General features: G+C 33.0%; 15 protein-coding genes and 1 pseudogene. 11 read left to right on the top strand and 5 right to left on the bottom strand.

What is annotated here, in order from left to right:
* The first annotated feature begins 47 nt into the window (after window positions 1-47).
* The 6 genes from purH to rodA are packed head-to-tail and all read left to right on the top strand — an operon-like array spanning window position 48 to window position 7198.
* Window positions 48-1574, top strand: coding sequence for a bifunctional phosphoribosylaminoimidazolecarboxamide formyltransferase/IMP cyclohydrolase (gene purH, locus AABM59_RS05520; protein WP_338407980.1), 1527 nt, complete (start codon window positions 48-50; stop codon window positions 1572-1574).
* Window positions 1575-1627: 53 nt separating this feature from the next.
* A complete protein-coding gene (locus AABM59_RS05515) occupies window positions 1628-2656 on the top strand; it encodes a rod shape-determining protein (protein ID WP_338407979.1) in 1029 nt (342 codons plus the stop codon).
* Between the two features lie 41 nt (window positions 2657-2697).
* Window positions 2698-3519 carry a rod shape-determining protein MreC gene (gene mreC, locus AABM59_RS05510; RefSeq protein ID WP_338407978.1) on the top strand — a complete coding sequence of 274 codons (822 nt, stop codon included), beginning with the start codon at window positions 2698-2700 and terminating at the stop codon, window positions 3517-3519.
* Window positions 3512-4018, top strand: coding sequence for a rod shape-determining protein MreD (locus AABM59_RS05505; RefSeq protein ID WP_338407977.1), 507 nt, complete (start codon window positions 3512-3514; stop codon window positions 4016-4018). Before mreC ends, AABM59_RS05505 begins: the two co-directional genes overlap by 8 nt.
* Window positions 4015-5946, top strand: a complete 1932-nt coding sequence (gene mrdA, locus AABM59_RS05500; RefSeq protein ID WP_338407976.1) for a penicillin-binding protein 2 — start codon at window positions 4015-4017, stop codon at window positions 5944-5946. The genes AABM59_RS05505 and mrdA overlap by 4 nt, the downstream gene beginning before the upstream one ends.
* A gap of 16 nt (window positions 5947-5962) precedes the next feature.
* A complete protein-coding gene (gene rodA, locus AABM59_RS05495) occupies window positions 5963-7198 on the top strand; it encodes a rod shape-determining protein RodA (RefSeq protein WP_338407975.1) in 1236 nt (411 codons plus the stop codon).
* An 8-nt stretch (window positions 7199-7206) separates the two neighbouring features.
* Here rodA and AABM59_RS05490 read toward each other — a convergent pair whose 3' ends face one another.
* A complete protein-coding gene (locus AABM59_RS05490) occupies window positions 7207-8052 on the bottom strand; it encodes a DNA/RNA non-specific endonuclease (protein WP_338407974.1) in 846 nt (281 codons plus the stop codon).
* A gap of 17 nt (window positions 8053-8069) precedes the next feature.
* Window positions 8070-10343, bottom strand: coding sequence for a carboxy terminal-processing peptidase (locus AABM59_RS05485; RefSeq protein ID WP_338407973.1), 2274 nt, complete (start codon window positions 10341-10343; stop codon window positions 8070-8072).
* Between the two features lie 209 nt (window positions 10344-10552).
* On the opposite strand from AABM59_RS05485, the gene surE reads away from it, so the two are divergent.
* The 4 genes from surE to AABM59_RS05465 all read left to right on the top strand — a co-directional run bounded on the left by surE (window position 10553) and on the right by AABM59_RS05465 (window position 14877).
* Complete coding sequence (surE, locus tag AABM59_RS05480; protein WP_338407972.1) at window positions 10553-11332, top strand: 5'/3'-nucleotidase SurE; 780 nt, start codon at window positions 10553-10555, stop codon at window positions 11330-11332.
* Window positions 11325-11597 (top strand): hypothetical protein, encoded by a 273-nt coding sequence (locus AABM59_RS05475; RefSeq protein ID WP_338407971.1) that lies wholly within the window; start codon window positions 11325-11327, stop codon window positions 11595-11597. Before surE ends, AABM59_RS05475 begins: the two co-directional genes overlap by 8 nt.
* A 19-nt stretch (window positions 11598-11616) precedes the next feature.
* Entirely contained in the window at window positions 11617-12729 is a 1113-nt protein-coding gene (lpxB, locus tag AABM59_RS05470) for a lipid-A-disaccharide synthase (protein WP_338407970.1), read from the top strand.
* A 111-nt stretch (window positions 12730-12840) separates the two neighbouring features.
* A complete protein-coding gene (locus AABM59_RS05465; RefSeq protein WP_338407969.1) occupies window positions 12841-14877 on the top strand; it encodes a ComEC/Rec2 family competence protein in 2037 nt (678 codons plus the stop codon).
* 167 nt (window positions 14878-15044) lie between these two features.
* On the opposite strand, the gene AABM59_RS05460 is transcribed toward AABM59_RS05465, so the two are convergent.
* The 3 genes from AABM59_RS05460 to AABM59_RS05450 form a co-directional block, all read right to left on the bottom strand.
* Window positions 15045-15182, bottom strand: a complete 138-nt coding sequence (locus AABM59_RS05460; protein ID WP_338407968.1) for a hypothetical protein — start codon at window positions 15180-15182, stop codon at window positions 15045-15047.
* Window positions 15183-15244: 62 nt separating this feature from the next.
* Complete coding sequence (locus AABM59_RS05455; RefSeq protein ID WP_338407967.1) at window positions 15245-17008, bottom strand: hypothetical protein; 1764 nt, start codon at window positions 17006-17008, stop codon at window positions 15245-15247.
* 14 nt (window positions 17009-17022) lie between these two features.
* Window positions 17023-17349, bottom strand: a complete 327-nt coding sequence (locus AABM59_RS05450) for a hypothetical protein (protein ID WP_338407966.1) — start codon at window positions 17347-17349, stop codon at window positions 17023-17025.
* Between the two features lie 43 nt (window positions 17350-17392).
* On the opposite strand from AABM59_RS05450, the pseudogene AABM59_RS05445 reads away from it, so the two are divergent.
* Window positions 17393-18777: pseudogene (locus tag AABM59_RS05445) on the top strand (IS3 family transposase).
* The last annotated feature ends 47 nt before the right edge of the window (window positions 18778-18824 follow it).

Below are 18824 nucleotides of genomic sequence, written 5' to 3'. Positions count from 1 at the left end.
TTATCTTCAAAAAAACTACTTTTGTAAAACACAACTACAACTACATAATGAACACAACAAAAACAATTCAATCGGCATTAATTTCGGTGTTTTCAAAAGAGGGTTTAGAGCCAATCATAAAAAAATTACATGCGCAAAACGTAATCTTTTACTCTACTGGCGGCACCGAAGAATTTATAAAAAACCTTGGCATTCCTGTTATTCCAGTTGAAGATGTAACTTCTTACCCCTCTATTCTTGGTGGAAGAGTAAAAACCTTGCATCCAAAAGTTTTTGGAGGGATTTTAAATCGTCAGGATAATGAAACTGATGTGAAACAAATGTTGGAATATGACATTCCACAAATTGATTTGGTGATTGTCGACTTGTATCCTTTCGAAAAAACGGTTGCTTCTGAAGCCAGCGAAAGTGACATTATAGAAAAAATAGATATTGGCGGTATTTCTTTAATTCGTGCTGCCGCAAAAAACTTTAAAGACACCGTAATTGTTGCATCGGCTAATGAATATGGTTTGCTTTTAGATTTAATATTTAATCAAAATGGAGCGACAACATTGGAAAACAGAAGATTTTTTGCTACCAAAGCTTTTCACGTTTCTTCAAATTACGACACTGTAATTTTTAATTATTTCAATACAGACGAAACTATTTTCAAGACCAGCATTGACAATGGGCAGATTTTGAGATATGGCGAAAACCCTCATCAAAAAGGATTTTTCTTTGGTGATTTTGACGCAATGTTTACAAAACTTCACGGAAAAGAATTGTCCTATAATAATTTATTGGATGTAGATGCAGCAGTAAACTTGATTGCCGAATTTAAAAATGACGGGCCAACATTTGCCATTTTAAAACACAATAACGCTTGTGGGTTAGCTACTAGAAAAACTATTAGCGAAGCATATAATGTGGCTTTGGCTTGCGATCCGACTTCCGCTTTTGGTGGTGTTTTGATTTCAAATACAACAATTGATTTAGCTACTGCAAATGAAATAAACAAATTATTTTGTGAAGTGGTTATTGCTCCAAGTTATGACAAAGCAGGACTTGCTGTTTTACAAGGAAAGAAAAACAGAATTATCTTAGTTCAAAATGAAGTAGAATTCTCTCAAAAACAAGTGAGAACTTGCCTAAACGGAATTTTAGTTCAAGATAAAAATGCAAAGACAGATACTATTTCCGACTTAAAAATCGTTACTATTACATCCCCTACTACTCAAGAAGTTGAAGATTTATTGTTTGCATCTAAAGTGTGCAAAAATACAAAATCAAACACGATTGTATTTGCTAAAAATGGAACTTTGGTTTCGTCTGGAACTGGTCAAACATCTAGAGTTGACGCTTTGTTACAGGCTATTGAAAAAGCAAAAGCTTTTGGATTTAGTTTAAAAGGGGCTTCCATGGCAAGCGACGCTTTTTTTCCGTTTCCTGATTGTGTTGAAATTGCAAAGAATGCTGGAATATCAGCCGTAATTCAGCCTGGAGGATCGATAAAAGACGAATTAAGCATTGATTATTGCAATGAAAATAAAGTTGCAATGGTATTTACTGGAACACGTCATTTCAAACATTAATTTGTTTAGCTTTGTACATTAGAATAATTTAAATTTTAAACCCACGAAAACTTATGGGATTTTTTGATTTCATGACCGAGGATATTGCGATAGACCTTGGTACCGCAAACACTTTAATCATACACAATGATAAAGTCGTTATTGACAGCCCATCAATAGTTGCTCGAGATAGAATAACGGGGAAAATCATCGCTGTTGGTAAAGAGGCCAATATGATGCAAGGGAAAACCCACGAAAACATTAAAACGATAAGACCATTGAAAGATGGTGTAATCGCTGACTTTGACGCTTCCGAAAAAATGATAAGTTTGCTTATTAAAAGCATTCCTGCTTTGAAAAAAAGAATGTTTACTCCCGCATTAAGAATGGTTGTTTGTATCCCTTCTGGAATTACTGAAGTTGAAATGAGAGCTGTAAAAGAATCTTGCGAAAGAGTAAATGGTAAAGAAGTTTATTTAATACATGAACCAATGGCGGCAGCAATTGGTATTGGTATCGACATTATGCAACCAAAAGGAAATATGATTGTTGATATTGGCGGAGGAACAACAGAAATAGCAGTAATCGCTTTGGGCGGTATTGTTTGCGACAAATCAGTAAAAATTGCCGGTGACGTTTTTACCAATGATATTATTTATTATATGCGTACCCAACACAACCTTTTTGTTGGAGAAAGTACTGCCGAAAAAATAAAAATTCAAGTGGGAGCTGCAATCGAAGATCTAGAAACACCCCCAGAAGACATGTCGGTTCAAGGGAGAGATTTACTTACAGGAAAACCAAAACAAGTTTCGGTTTCGTATAGAGAAATAGCAAAAGCATTAGACAAATCGATTCAAAGAATTGAAGATGCCGTAATGGAAACCTTGTCTCAAACACCTCCAGAATTAGCGGCAGATATATACAACACTGGTATTTATCTTGCTGGTGGCGGATCAATGTTAAGAGGACTTGATAAACGAATTTCACAAAAAACAGACTTGCCCGTTTATATTGCCGAAGACCCTTTAAGAGCTGTTGTTCGCGGAACAGGCATGGCGCTTAAAAATCTTCAAAAATTTAAAAGTATTTTGATTAAATAGACCAGTTTGTAATTTTACAACACACATTATATAGCTAAGAAATGCAGCAAATATTTAATTTTATATTTAAAAACAGTAATAGATTGCTGTTTTTACTGCTTTTGTGTATTTCATTATTTCTCACCATTCAATCCCATTCGTATCATAAAAGCAAAATAATAAGTTCTGCCAATTTTTTGAGCGGTGGTGTTTATGAAAGAATAAATAATATAAGTGAATATTTGAATTTGAAAAGTCAAAATGAGCTGCTTGCACAAGAAAACGCAAAATTAAAAAGCTTTCTATTTAAAATAAAAGACAGTGCCTCAACCCTAAAATTAGACAGTATAAAGGAATTAAATTCAGATATCTTAGTTTCGAAAATAATTCATAATTCCTATGATTCTCACGAAAATTATTTAACCTTGAATTCTGGAAGTCTTGTAGGCGTAAAACCAGATATGGGAGTAATAAATGGTTTGGGAATTGTGGGAATAATAGATGACACTTCCCCAAAATATGCTACTGTTATAAGTGTTTTAAATATCAACTTTCGACTAAACGCAAAAATCAAAAAATCAAACCATTTTGGTTCTTTGGGTTGGAATGGCAAAAGTACTGGATTTGTTCAATTGACAGATATCCCTAGATTAGCAGCCATTCGAAAAGGAGACACAATTGTGACTGGCGGGCAATCTGTAATATTTCCTGAAAACATAAATATAGGAACTGTTTACAAGATTTACACGGATAATAAAACCCACTATTACACATTGGATATAAAACTTTTTAATGACATGACAAATTTAGGTCATGTTTACATCATTAAAAGTAAAGACAGTGAAGAAATTACAAATTTAGAAAATAGAAAGAAAAATGAATAGTACTTTATTTACCAATATTTTTCGTTTTATACTGTTTTTATCAATCCAAATTATTATTTTTAATAATATGAATTTTTTGGGCTATATAAGTCCATTTCCTTATATGCTGTTTATAATATTATATCCTGTAAACGGAAACAAAACCGGTCTTCTTTTGGCTAGTTTTCTTCTTGGATTTATTATGGATATGTTCAGTAATTCTGGAGGAATTCACACAGCAGCTTGTATCGTTTTAGCCTATTACAGACCTTATCTGTTTAAGTTTGCTTTTGGTTTAAGTTATGAATACCAAACCGTAAAATTAAACGATGTACTAACTCCTGAAAGATTCTCGTTTATATTGTTTACAGTTTTAATTCATCATTTTGTGTTGTTTGTATTTGAAGCATTTCAAATTAGCTTTTTCTTTGATATTTTAATTCGAACCTTATTAAGCACAATATTTACTATTATACTTTGCGTTATAATAATATACCTTATAAAGCCATCTAGAAGATGAGAAAAGTATTGCTTCCTTCTCTAATTATTATTGCAGCTTCTTTGCTTGTAATCCGTATATTCTATTTGCAAATTATTGACGATTCCTTCAAATTAAAGTCAGACAATAATGCCATTAAAATAAAATACGATTACCCCGAAAGAGGCTATATTTATGACAGAAACGGGAAGCTGTTAGTTGCTAATCAGCCATCCTATGATATTATGGTTATTCCAAGGGATGTGAAAAAAATAGACACCTTGGAGTTATGCCAATTACTTGATGTCACAAAAGAGGATTTTATAAAAAAATTGGCAAAAGCCAAAATATATAGCCCAAGATTACCTTCGGTGTTCTTACCTCAATTGAATAAACGCGAATTTGCAGCATTTCAAGAAAAAATAAGGAAATTCGAAGGTTTTTATTTTCAAAAGCGTTCTCTTCGTGATTATCAGGCAAACTACGGCGCCAATGTTTTTGGGTTTATAACCCAGGTCAATGAAAAATTAATTGCAAAAAATCCCTATTACAATAGTGGTGATTTAATTGGAAAACAAGGAGTTGAAGAAAGTTACGAAGATGTTTTACGCGGAATAAAAGGCGTGAAATATTTTCAAAAAGACAAGTACAACCGTGAAATTGGCTCTTTTAAAGAAGGAAAATACGATACAATTGCCGTTCAAGGAGAAGATATCAATTTGACCATTGATGCCGAACTCCAAAAATACGGAGAGGAATTAATGATTAACAAAAGGGGTGGAATTGTTGCCATCGAACCTAAAACAGGGGAGATTTTAGCTCTTGTTACAGCACCTTCTTATGACCCTTCTATATTAGTAGGCCGCCAACGATCAAAAAATTACACCATGTTGTATCATGATTCTATAGCAAACCCTCTTTATGATAGAAGCTTATTGGCAGAATATGCACCAGGCTCTCCCTTTAAAATTATGACGGGACTTGTTGGTCTTCAAGAGGGCGTTGCAGACGAGCAAACTACTTTTATTTGCAATCACGGTTTTGCTTATGCTCCAGGCCGATTTCAAGGATGCCATTGTGGCGGAGGTGTTCGAGATCTGCATGTTGGGATTTATAAATCATGTAATGCCTATTTTTCAAATGTTTACTTACGTACCATTTCTAAATACAGCGCGCCCCATGCGGTAGATGTTTGGAGCAATCACATACGAAGTTTTGGCCTCGGACAATTTATGGGCTATGATTTACCTACTGGTAAAAGAGGAAAAATCCCTGACTCAAAAACGTACAAAAAAATGTATCCAGATTGGGGTTGGGGTGGAAAAACTATCGTATCAAACGCCATTGGACAAGGCGAAGTCTTGATGACGCCTATCCAACTTGCTAATATGATGGCGGCTGTTGCCAATGAAGGGCATTATTACACCCCTCATGTCATCAAAAAAATTGAAGGACGAAAAATCGACCCCAAGTTTACGACAAAACACGTAACCACTATAGACAAAAAATATTTTAAACCGATGATTAGCGGCTTATTTGATGTTTATAATTTGGGAACGGCATTTGCTCTTCAAGTTGAAGGTGTCGATATTTGTGGTAAAACAGGAACAGCCGAGAATTTTGCAAAAATTAATGGCGTAAGAACAAAGTTAGAAGATCATTCTATTTTTGTAGCTTTTGCGCCTAAAGACAATCCTAAAATTGCCATAGCTATTATGATAGAGAATGGGGGTTATGGGGCGGCAATAGCGGGGCCAATTGCTAGTTTAATGATAGAAAAATACCTTAGAAAAAAAATCACGAGAACCGATTTAGAAACACGAATTCTTACTTTAAGTTTACAAAGTCGATATGCTAAACTAGGAGGGCTTTCTGAGGTTGTAAAATTACAAATGAGAAAGCAGGATTCTATCTTGAAAAGCAAAAAAATAGCTCCAAAAATAAAAATAGATTTCAGAAAGGAAAATTAAAAGCCATTCATTTTAAATGAAAAATCAAAGTATAACGAACAACCTAGACTGGGTTTGCATTATCATCTACATTATGTTAGTAATAATGGGGTGGTTGAATATCTATTCCTCATCGTTATCCTCTATTGAAGGCACATATGAAAAACAACTTGTTTTTATACTATTAACAATTCCATTAATTTTCATTATCCTTTCGATTGACGGAAAGTTTTATGAAAAATATGCGAGTGTTATTTATAGCGTTTCCTTGTTGTCTTTGGTAGGATTGTTTGCTTTTGGAAAAGTCATTGCTGGACAACGTTGTTGGTATAGTTTTGGGAATTTCACGCTTCAGCCGTCAGAATTTGCGAAAGCAGCCACGGCATTGGCATTAGCCAAATATTTAAGTGACACCCAAATTAATTTAAAAGATGTCAACAGGCAAATCCAGGCCTTAGCCATCGTTTTTTTACCAGTGATCCTCATATTACCTCAACCCGATCCAGGAAGTGCCTTAATTTACAGTATTTTTATTATTGTTTTATATCGCGAAGGATTGCCTTCTTGGTATGTTTGGACTGGGTTTATTGTCATTCTTTTATTTGTATTAACCCTTGTATTACAATCACACTATGTAATTCTAATCGCTTCGCTTGTAATCGTATTTATCCACTTCAAATCAAGATTATCCGATAGGAATATTGTATTAAGCGGGATTCTTTTTGCTCTGATTTCCGGGTTTGTACTATCAGTAAACTATGTTTTTGAAAATGTATTTAAACAACATCACCGCGACCGTTTTAATATATTACTGGGGAAATCCGTTGATATGAAAGGCATTGGATATAATACAAATCAGTCCGAAATAGCCATTGGATCAGGCGGATGGTTTGGAAAAGGATTTCTTGAAGGCACGCAAACCAAAGGAGGATTTGTCCCCGAACAACATACTGATTATATTTTCACAACCGTGGGTGAAGAATGGGGGTTTATCGGTTCACTGTTTGTAATTGGTCTTTTTGCAGGCTTGTTTCTCAGGATAATTTATCTTGCCGAAAGACAAAAAACAAAATTTAGTCGCGTATATGGCTATTGTGTTGCGGGAATTTTATTCATTCATTTCTTCGTAAACATCGCTATGGTATTGGGAATTTTTCCAACTATTGGAGTGCCCTTGCCCTTCTTTTCTTATGGAGGTTCGGGACTTTGGGGGTTTACCATTTTGCTGTTTATTTTTATAAAAATGGATGCCAATAAGGTAAATGAGTGGTAAGTGGTAGGTTAATTAAAACTCCACGACTTATAATCATTGCCTTTCTCCAATCTATTTTCGGTCTTGTCGTCTAATTTTGGAAAGAAATCAATCCCGGTCATTTTTTCAATACTATCAACAGAAACCACAAAAGCATATAATGGTTTGTCACTTTTTTGGTTTGGAATCAAAAAAGCTATCATTTTATATTTTCCATTCGATTTATCTAACAAAATTTTATAAAAATATTGCGGAACCGAAACTTTTTCTCTTCCAATTGTTTTGAGTGGCGCTTTTAAAACCCCTCCGGTAACTACATAAATTCCATCATATTTGGCCGCCCAATAACGAGTTTTTTCTTCTAATCGCTTCCACACCCCATTGTTAAAAACATGTAATTGTGGCGAAATATTCGAAGTGAAAAAAGTGTCATTATAAGCACTGATTGCAAACTGCATATCTCCAGCGGGACAAAGATGTCCTTTGTCATAACCAGAATTTTTGTAATTTCGCCAATCAGCGGAGCCTGTTTTTACTTTTGGATCCTTAATAAAATAGGGTCTTTTGAAATTGCCGCTTCTCACATAACTCTTTTTTAATTCATAGGCAATCCATTCTGCTTGTTCTTGTTTTTCGTTATAAGACAAGGTGTAATATTCGTGATTTATAATTTGATTTGTAGTTGATGTAGGAAAGAAATCAAAAGATAAACTTGGTGTTTTTCGAATTTTCTCATCATTATGGGGTTTCAAAATGAAGGCGGAGGATAATTCAAAGATTAAAATCATGATAACCCCAAAACCAAGAACGCTCCAGTAATTTTTTTTTAATTTTTGGAGCGTGATAGTACTTAATGTCTGTTTTATTTTATTCATTAACAAAATAACACTTCTTATGATTTAACAAATTTACCATTCTTCATTATGTCAGGAACGCGTTTTTTTATAACTGGGTTAGATTGTAAATCGTCCAATACGTTTAGTGCTTCTTCCACATAAATATCTTTAGATAAACTTTCGTGCCATCTATCTCGCTTTTCTTTAAGAGAAATATCTGTTTTCATTAATTCGGCTTCTAAAGGCAAGGAATAAAACTTCAAATGATCATCATAATCGGAAATAGATTTGTATTTTTTGCTTGACTCTTCCAATGCTTTTTGGTTCTTTTTGAAATCTTCGAATTTTAAACTATATTCATTTTCTTTGCTTCTGTCGTCGATCCATTTTGCGTTTTCTTCGATTAATTTAAACTGCGGGCTTTGAGCAATTCTTTTCTTACTCTCCGCTATTGCTTTGTCAAAATTTTCAGTGTGATTCCAAACTTTGTAATCAGCAGGGTCAATTTTATCCCAAGGCATCGCATTGTCCAAGTCACGTTCTCCCATTTTTAAATATGTATAACGATCCGGCATAACAATATCACTACTTACCCCTTCCAGTTGTGTAGATCCACCGTTGATTCTATAAAATTTCTGGGTTGTGGTTTTTAAAGCCCCTAAGTCCCCAACATCATTACTTCTCACAAATTGATTCAAGTCTATCACATTTTGAACAGTTCCTTTACCATACGTTTGTTTGCTGCCAATAATGACACCTCTTTTATAATCTTGAATAGCTGCTGCCAAAATCTCTGAAGCCGAAGCAGAAAAGCTGTTGACCATAATTACTAATGGTCCGTCCCATTCAATTTTTTTATCTTTATCAAACAACACTTCTTTTTTTCTTCCGGCCGATTTTATTTGCACAATTGGACCTTGCTCAATAAATAATCCCGCAATATCCACTACTGTTGAGAGTGAACCTCCACCATCATCCCGAACGTCAAGAACGATCCCGTTTACACCTGCTTTTTTCAAAGATTCCACTTCAATTGCAATATCTTTTCCAGCATCTCTACCATCCTTATTTACAAAATCAATATAAAATTTTGGCAAATAAATTATCCCGTATTTTAATCCATTTCTTTCAACAACACTAGACTTTGCATATGTTTCTTCGATTTCGACAATGTCTCTAATTATAGAAATGGTTTTAATAGAACCATCTACTTTTTTTACAGTAAGTTGAACTTCTGATCCTTTTGGGCCCTTTATTTTTTTTACAACATCATCTAAACGCATTCCTGCAATATCAACTGGATCATTATTTCCTTGAGCCACTTTCAAAACAACATCACCTGCCTCGAGTAGTTTTCCTCTCCAGGCTGGGCCTCCAGAAATAAGCTCGGTAATCTCAGTAAAGTCATTTTTCTTCTGAAGACGCGCTCCAATTCCTTCAAATTTTCCACTTATGCTCACGTCAAATCTATCTTTTTCTTCTGGTGGAAAATAATTTGTATGTGGGTCAAATCGAGAAGTAATAGAATTAATATATACCGAAAACCAATCTTCTCTGTTTAAATCATTCATGAAACCAAAATATTCATCTAACGATTTTAAGGAACTTTCACGGGTAATTTTTTCTAATTCTGCTAAAGTTTTTGGCTTATCATCAGAAGGTTTGTCTTTTTTGTCTTTTTCCAAATCAGCCGGATTATCAATAAATTCTCCTGGTTTTAAAACTTCAGATCCACTTTTGTTGTCTTTATCAACAAGCCCTTTTTCTTTGTTTTCTTGGATTCTCAATCGATCTGTCAATGAAGAAAGCGTGGAAAGCTTGATTTGTTTGCGCCATCTTTCTTTTAATTCCTTTATGTTTTTTGCATAAGGGGCCTTGTCATAATCTGTGTTAAATGTCTCGTTTACATTATAATCAAAGGGTGTGCTTAAAATATCTTTATAAAATTTCTTGCCTTCTCCCATTCTTTGAACCAACCGATTATAAGTAAGGTCGAAGAAAGTTAAGTCTTTATTCAATATTTCATCATCGAGTTCGAATTCATATTTTGAAAATTCATCGATATCGGTCTGCAAAAAAAATCTTTTGGAGGGATCCAAAGCCTGTATGTAATCTTTATAAACTCCTTTAGAAAAAGTGTCGTCGATAGTAGCCGGATTATAATGCCCTTTTTCGATAACAAATGTTAGTAACTCCAAAATCAATTTATCTTTTTCGGGGTCACCACTTTTTGGCGAATGAAATTTGAACGCGAACAAGGTTACCGAAAGAAATAAAACGAAAATGAGTATTTTATAATTTCTTTTCATAAATCTGATAATAGTTTTCATAAATATTTAAAATCTAAATTACTGTAAAAACTATACCAACAAACACAAGCTTCACATAAATTTTTGTTAAAGGTATAAAATAGTTTTTTTTGTTTTGAGGATTAATCATAAAACTAAAATTTATTTTGTTTTCTTTGTTTACGGGAAAACCCTTTGTGTAACCCACTTATTTATTTAAATTTAACAATTGTAATTTGAAAACATATCCAATGAAAAAGACCAACCCTTTAATCCTGGTCACTAATGATGACGGGATATCAGCACCTGGAATCAGAGCCTTGATTGATGTTATGGCTGAAATAGGAACTGTTGTCGTGGTAGCTCCTGACAGTCCTCAAAGTGCAAAAGGACATTCCATAACTATAAATGACACCTTGTACATCAATAAAATTTCGAAAGAAAATGATGCTTTTATAGAATACAGTTGTTCTGGAACTCCTGTAGATTGTGTAAAAATAGCCGTTAATGAAATTCTGAAAAGAAAACCAGATTTATGCGTATCAGGCATTAATCATGGATCAAATTCTTCAATAAACGTGATTTATTCCGGAACAATGAGTGCAGCCGTTGAAGCAGGAATTGAAGGAATTCCAGCCATCGGGTTTTCCCTTCTAGATTATAGCTGGAATGCCAATTTTGAACAAATAAAATCATTTATCCGCACAATCACCTTGGAAGTTTTAGAAAACGGACTTCCAGAAAGCGTAGTTTTAAATGTAAATTTTCCGAAATTAAAGGAAAAAGAGATTAAGGGAATTAAAATTTGCCGTCAGGCGAAAGCCATTTGGATGGAAAAATTTGATAAGCGAAAAACTCCTCAGGGAAGAGATTACTATTGGCTGACGGGAAAATTTGTTAACCAAGATAAAGGTGAAGATACTGACGAATGGGCCCTTGCAAATGATTATATTTCGGTGGTTCCTGTACAATTCGATTTAACCGCTCACCACGCCATTCAACAACTCAACACTTGGAAATGGAATGAATAAATTGGAATTATTATCAGGATTTATAATTGGAATTCTAGCAAGCATTCTTGGTAGTTTTATTTTCATCACTTTTTTTACAGATTTTGATTTTATGACAGGAATTGAAACTATGAAATCTGATGGAAAACTTGGTAAATTAATAACATTAGGGTCCATTCTTGATTTAGTAGCTTTTGGTGTTTTACTGAAATTCAATAAAGAAATTATGGCTCGTGGTGTGGTTCTAGCAGTTATTATTATTGCTATGACTACTTTGTTTACATAAATTTGATTAAACAACAAAAATGAAATACTACATTATAGCGGGAGAAGCTTCAGGCGATTTGCACGGTTCTAATTTGATGAAGGCTTTGTACAAAGAAGATCCAGATGCCAATGTCAGGTTTTGGGGTGGCGATTTGATGCAGGATGTAGGTGGGACTTTGGTGAAACATTACAGAGAACTGGCTTTTATGGGTTTTGCGGAAGTGATTTTCCATCTGAAAACCATTTTGAACAACATCAAAATATGTAAAAAAGATATTGCCGGTTTTCAGCCTGACGTGATTGTTTTCATCGATTATCCTGGATTCAATTTAAGAATTGCAAAATGGGCCAAAGTACGTGGCTATAAAACTCATTATTATATTTCTCCACAAATTTGGGCTTGGAAGGAAAGCCGAATTACAGACATCAAATCTGATATCGATAAAATGTATGTGATTCTTCCTTTCGAGAAGAATTTCTATGAAACTAAGCATCGTTTCGCAGTTAAATTTGTCGGACATCCTTTGATTGACGCAATCCATAACCAACCTACAATTGACGAAATGGTTTTTAGAACTGAAAATCAATTAAATGAAAAGCCCATCATTGCTATTTTGCCTGGAAGCCGAAAACAGGAAATCACCAAAATGCTTTCGGTGATGTTGAGCGTGGTCAACGATTTTCCGAAATATCAATTTGTGATTGCTGGTGCACCAAGCCAGGAATTTACTTTTTATGAAGGTTTTATTACTACTAATAACATTAAATTTGTCGCAAATAAAACTTACGATTTGTTGAAAATATCGAGTGCGGCATTAGTTACTTCGGGAACAGCAACACTAGAAACAGCACTTTTTAAAGTTCCAGAAGTCGTATGTTACAAAGCCAATTGGGCTTCCTATCAAATTGCCAAACGGATCATTACACTAAAATACATATCCTTAGTCAATTTAATTATGGATAAAGAAGTCGTCACCGAGTTGATTCAAGAAGATTGCAATACAAAACGCATTGGCGAAGAGTTGAAAAAAATTCTGGAACCTCATTATCGCAAAGCCCTTTTGCACAACTATGATCTATTGGAAGAAAAACTAGGAGGCATTGGCGCCAGCGAAAAAACCGCAAAGTTGATTGTGGGGAATTTGAAATGATTTATTTTGAAACACTGGTTTTAAGTTTTTTTTAGCTTCTTATTAATTGTTTTTTTATCTAAAATAAAATTATAAAGTTTTTCACGCTAAATAATTTATAACTTTAACCTTATGAAAGTGTTGCAATTCCCTTTAGCGAGAATAACGATTGGTTTTGTAATGGGTGTACTTATCGCACGCTATTTACAACCCAATCTCAAGGTTATTTTTACTTTTCTTATCCTCGCCATTTTCGTTTTTATCATTACCTATTTTTTGTCTAAAAAAAATCCGATGAACCCAATTTATTTTGGTTTAACCAATTATTTTCTCGCTTTTTCCATTGGCAATACCACGCAAATCATCCACACCGATTCGTTTCAGAAAACCAATTATATTCACAATAAAACAATCTTTGAAAACCCTCATTTAATGTCGGTGACAATTAGGGAAAAACTAAAAAAATCAAATAACAACGACCGCTACATTGTTCTCATAAATAAAATTGATGATTCGGTCACTACGGGAAGAATTCTACTAAATGTTCGAAAAGACAGCTTGAATCACCCTTTCGAAGTGGGCACTCATTTACTTGTTAATGGTGCTTTATACGAAAATATTCCCTCAAAAAACCCAAACCAATTTGATTACGGAAAATACCTCGAAGGAAAACACATTTATGCTCAAATTTATGCCAATGTCCCTGAAATAAAAACAGGCTCGATTATTGACAAAGATGTCTGGTATTATTCCGCAAAATTAAGAACAAAGATCATTCGGAATCTGGAAGAAAACAACTTCAACAAAACCGAACTCAATGTTGCCGCTGCGTTGATTTTAGGACAACAACAGGACATTTCGCCAGATATTATCCGGGATTATCAATATGCTGGAGCCGTTCATATTTTATCTGTTTCGGGACTCCATATTGGTTTTATTTTGCTGTTTGTGACTTTTCTTCTGAGGCCGTTTCCCAACTCCAAACGCGGTTCATTTATCAAATTAATCATCATCCTGGTGTCGCTGTCGTCCTTCGGTTTCATCGCAGGATTAGCTCCTTCTGTGGTTCGATCTGTTGTGATGTTTTCGTTCGTAGCTATTGGAATGTATCTTAGAAGAAGTACTTATATTTTTCACACGTTATTAGTTTCTGCCTTGTTAATTTTGCTATTCAAGCCATCTTTTTTGTTTGATGTTGGATTTCAGTTGAGTTATGTTGCCTTGTTTTTTATCCTTTGGCTGCAACCCTTTTTGCACCAACTTTGGTTGCCAAAAAATAAAATTTTAAACTACTTTTGGGATATTTTGACCGTTTCATTTGCGGCACAAATAGGCGCTTTTCCGTTAAGCATTTATTATTTTCATCAATTTCCCGGATTATTTTTCGTGACAAATTTGGTGATCATTCCGTTTTTGAGCATTATAATGGCTTTGGGGGTTTTGGTTATGGTTTTGGCAGCATTCGATTATGTACCATTTTATCCATCTAAATTACTGGAGAGTAGCATTTTTGTTTTGGACAAAATCATCAATTCGATCGCCTCGTTTGAACAATTTATCATTAAGGACATTCCGTTCAACTGGAGCTTTTTGGTGAGTTCGTATTTGATAATTATAGCCCTAATTATTTGGTTCCAAAAACCGAGTTTCAATAGATTAACTTTAACGTTAATTGCTATAATTATTTTCCAAATCACTTATTTTAGAACTTACCATAAAATCGAAAACCAAAAAGAATTAGTTGTTTTTAATTCAAAGAATAACAGTTTAATTACAGAACGAACCGGGAAAAGCGTGACCTTGTTTGCTAGTGATAGTCTATTAAAAATAGGAGTTAAAAATAAAACATTAAATTCCTATTTAATGGGAAATTTTAGTTCTTTAAAAAACAAAAACAAACTGAAAAATGTGTTATTTTTCAAAGGAAAGAAGATTCTGGTTTTAGACAGTTTGGGGGTTTTTCCAAAGAATATTAACCCCGATATTTTAATTCTCACTCAATCCCCGAAAATAAACCTAAAACGTTTCCTAGAAACCACAAATCCCAAAATGATCATTGCCGATGCTTCTAATTATCGAACTTATATTGAGCTGTGGAAAGCGACTTGTATAAAAGAGAAAATACCTTTTCACGCTACTGTCGAAAAGGGATTTTATAGGTTGGAATAATTTATTTATTTTTAAGGATTCCCTCTGCTACTATAAGCCAAGCCGAAGCCCCCTCTTTAGTCAAAAAATAAATTTCTCGACTCAGCCCGAAATGACAATTGAAGTTAATTTAAATATGCTTTTTTTTAGCTTTTCCCTGTTAAATTGATAAGTTTAAAATTAACATATTAATAATCCTCTTCATATTCCTCATACAATAAATCATTATAAGGGAAACGGAAAACATGTGTGTTTTTCACTTCTTCAAAAAGCTTTTCTTTAAGCCCTTCTAATGAATAGTGATCTTTTGTTTTTTCGGTTACCAAATGATATTCATTAATAGTTTAGTGTATGAACATCTTTTTATTAACAAATAATTAAAAATTACCTATTGAACTGAAATTACTTTTTGAATTGAAATTGGCTCACCATATTTAGTAAAACCCTCAATTGAGATTTCAAACTCTCCTTTTGCATCTGAAGTGAAAAACTCAATAGTTTTATCATTTTCTGTTAATTTTAGTCGAGGTATCCATAATAGTTGATTTCTAAAGTCTGGAATTCTTTTATAATCACTAAGGGTGTCATAATTTTGATTAAAATATTTTTTATCTGATAGTGGTTTAAATAAGACTAAATCTTTTTGATTGCTTTCTTTGTAAATTTCATTGTATTTCCCTTCTTTAGTTTCAATAACAATTAAACCTTCAAAAATTTCTGAACCAAACAACTGTTTAGTTTGTGAAACACCTATTTTTTTAACTTTTTTAGCATCATAATCTAAAATATTCGAATGGTTTTGCAATAACATTCCGTCAACAATAACCCAAGGAATTGTTGTAAATTTTTGATATGAATCTAATGGTCTTACATGAAAAATATCCTCTCCTTTTTTATTTTTATAAATTCCAACACCATTAATTATTTCAATCACTACCTCTCTTACACTTAAAAACTGAGTGTAATCATCCAATAAATACTCTGACATCAAGCCGTGAAAAGGACCTTTTTTTTCTAGTGAAACTGTGGAATCAAGCTTCTCGTTGTAGTAAGCATTTTCAATTTGGCTGAAAACACTCCTTTCAATCATTAAATTTTCTAAATCCTTGTTTAATATTAGTTTTTTAAACTTTAAACTGGCTTTATTAACAGAGTTATGCGGATCCAATTCTAGATTATAATCCTCGCCATTATCTTCCCGAATTTGAATAATCGCACTTGAAGCATCGTACTCCGTATCAATATTTAGATAAAATTTGCCCTCTGTATTTGTAGTAGCAACCTTTATTATAAAATCTTTTCCCGGGAAAGAAAATCCGATTTTTTTATTAAAAACTGATGCGTCTTTATTTTTAGCAACCAACTTTCCAGAAATTAAACTACCTCTTAATTCGGGTAAATAAAAAAAATTGTTTAACTTTTTATCTTCCTTGATAGCGTTCGTTTTATAGGTAGAAATAAAATTTTTAGATGTAATTTTATCAAACTGATTAACACTTTCAATTTTTCGAACACTTAAAGATACATTACCTATTAATGAAGAATTACTTTTCTGGTTAATTATTACTTCAACTTTCTCTCTGTTTTTATAGTTTGTTTTATCCGTATTTATTAGAAATAAATTATTAGAAAGGTTTTCGTTTTTATCCAACTTATCAATAATTAAAGGTTTTAATTCTAACGTATTTGAATGATCATTGCTTAAATAAGAAGTGCTCTCATATGGATTGATAATTGATAAATCACTACTAAAAAAATTGTTTCGGCCATTTTTCATCCATATAGTATAGCCAATTAGTTTGTAATTTCCAGTTGATACCGTTGTGGGTATTAAAAAATCACCTTGACCAATTCCATTATTTAATTTAATTTTATGTAAAAAAACGGCTGTTCCATTTTCATCTATTAGCTCTACATAGGCTATTTTACTTAGAAAGCTAAACTGATTATTTTTAGAATTTAAACAATAAATACTATAATAAAGATGCTCTCCTGTAAATAATAAAGTGCTATTGAAATTAATAAAAGCCCCTTCTTGAGGAATCTCATTATATCCCTTTAAAATTTCATTATTTTTTATAACAGACTGACTATTAATAGTGTTTATGTTATTGAAAAATAAAATTAGTACGATTAAAATTAATTTTTTCATTTTATTTAAATCTATTATTCTACCCAAAAATCTGGAACAACATTGCTTCCTAATACCGTACAATCACCACAAATTCTTGGCACTACATAATACTTAGATTCTCCATACTTAGGCGCATCATTTTCAATTTGAAACTTCACTTCATTATTTTTAACCATTCTCCATAGTGATTGTGGTTGTCTAAGAGAAGCCCTTAAACTAGGGGATGTAATTTCACAAGCATTTGGGTAATCTGGGGCTTCGTAATACTTATAATAATCAAAGAAATTAAAAAATATTCTTTTTGTAAATACTTTTGAAACATTGTAAATCGTCAGCAAAAAGTGTACTGATTTAGTCAAAAACTAAGAGAGTGTTTTCAAAAATTATTAAATTTGAATTATTATGAAAACACCAAGAAAACAAACAACAGAAAATTACATTAAAGAGATTCGCAGAAACACCCGAAGAATCTTTAGTTCCGAACAGAAAATACAAATCGTTATGGAAGCATTACGAGCTGAAATGTCTGTTGCAGAATTATGTAGGAAGTATTCCATTAATGAATCCCAGTTTTATAAGTGGAACAAAGAATTTTTAGAAGCGGGTAAGAAAAGATTATCAGGGGACACAACAAGAGAAGCTACTAGCGATGAAGTAACAGAACTCAAGAAAGAGAATCAACGTTTAAAAGTCATGGTTGCCGATTTAGTTTTACGCTATGATATCGTAAAAAAAAGCTTGGAAATGCTGGATTAACTGACAAATTCAAGAAATACATGCGACTTACTATATCCGAAAAACAAGAAATCATTCACATGGTTGTTCGATCTGAAATTGGAGTAAACAGAACACTTCGGGAGATTGGAATTAACAAGAGTACCTTTTACAATTGGTATCACGCTTATAGCGAAAATGGTATTGAAGGTTTGCTTCCAACCAAACGAGTATCAAACAGACAATGGAACTGCATACCGCAAGAGCAAAAGAATTTAGTTGTAAAATTAGCTTTGGATTATCCTGATTTATCTTCTCGTGAATTAGCTTATAAAATGACCGATGAACAACAAATATTCATATCAGAATCAAGTGTTTACAGAATTTTAAAGTCAAGAGGTTTAATTACAGCTCCAGCTCATATTTTTCTGAGTGCGGGAAATGAATTTACAGACAAAACAAGTTTTGTTCATCAAATGTGGCAAACGGATTTTACCTATTTTAAAATATTAGGATGGGGATGGTATTATCTAAGTACGGTTTTAGACGATTACAGCAGGTATATTGTGCACTGGGAACTTTGTTCAAATATGAAAGCAGATGATGTAAAAAGAACCGTGGATACTGCGATTCAAAAAGCTAAATTAATTACCAAACAAAAACCAAAGTTACTATCGGATAATGGCTCGTGTTATATTGCAAGTGAACTAAAATCGTATTTAAAAGACAATTATCAAATGCAGCAAGTGCATGGCAGACCTAATCATCCACAAACACAAGGAAAGATTGAACGCTATCACAGAACCATGAAAAATGTTGTGAAACTTGATAATTACTTTGCTCCAGAGGAATTAGAAGCTGCTTTACAAAAGTTTGTTAACCGATACAATAATGCGCGATATCATGAATCATTAAACAACTTAACACCTGCAGATGTTTATTTTGGAAGAGGTGAAATGATATTAAAAGAAAGACAAAAATTAAAGAAAATTGCAATTATTAATCGCAGAATTGAGTACCAAAAATTAAAATTAACAACAAATCAAAAAAAACATTTATCTTTGAATTATTAACTAAATACTCTCTTAGGAAAAGTCCACTTTAGTTTGAAGACATACAG

Origin of the sequence: uncultured Flavobacterium sp., assembly GCF_963925185.1 — a bacterium.
In the GTDB taxonomy this organism is placed as follows: domain Bacteria; phylum Bacteroidota; class Bacteroidia; order Flavobacteriales; family Flavobacteriaceae; genus Flavobacterium.
This window is presented reverse-complemented; position numbering and strand designations above follow the sequence as displayed.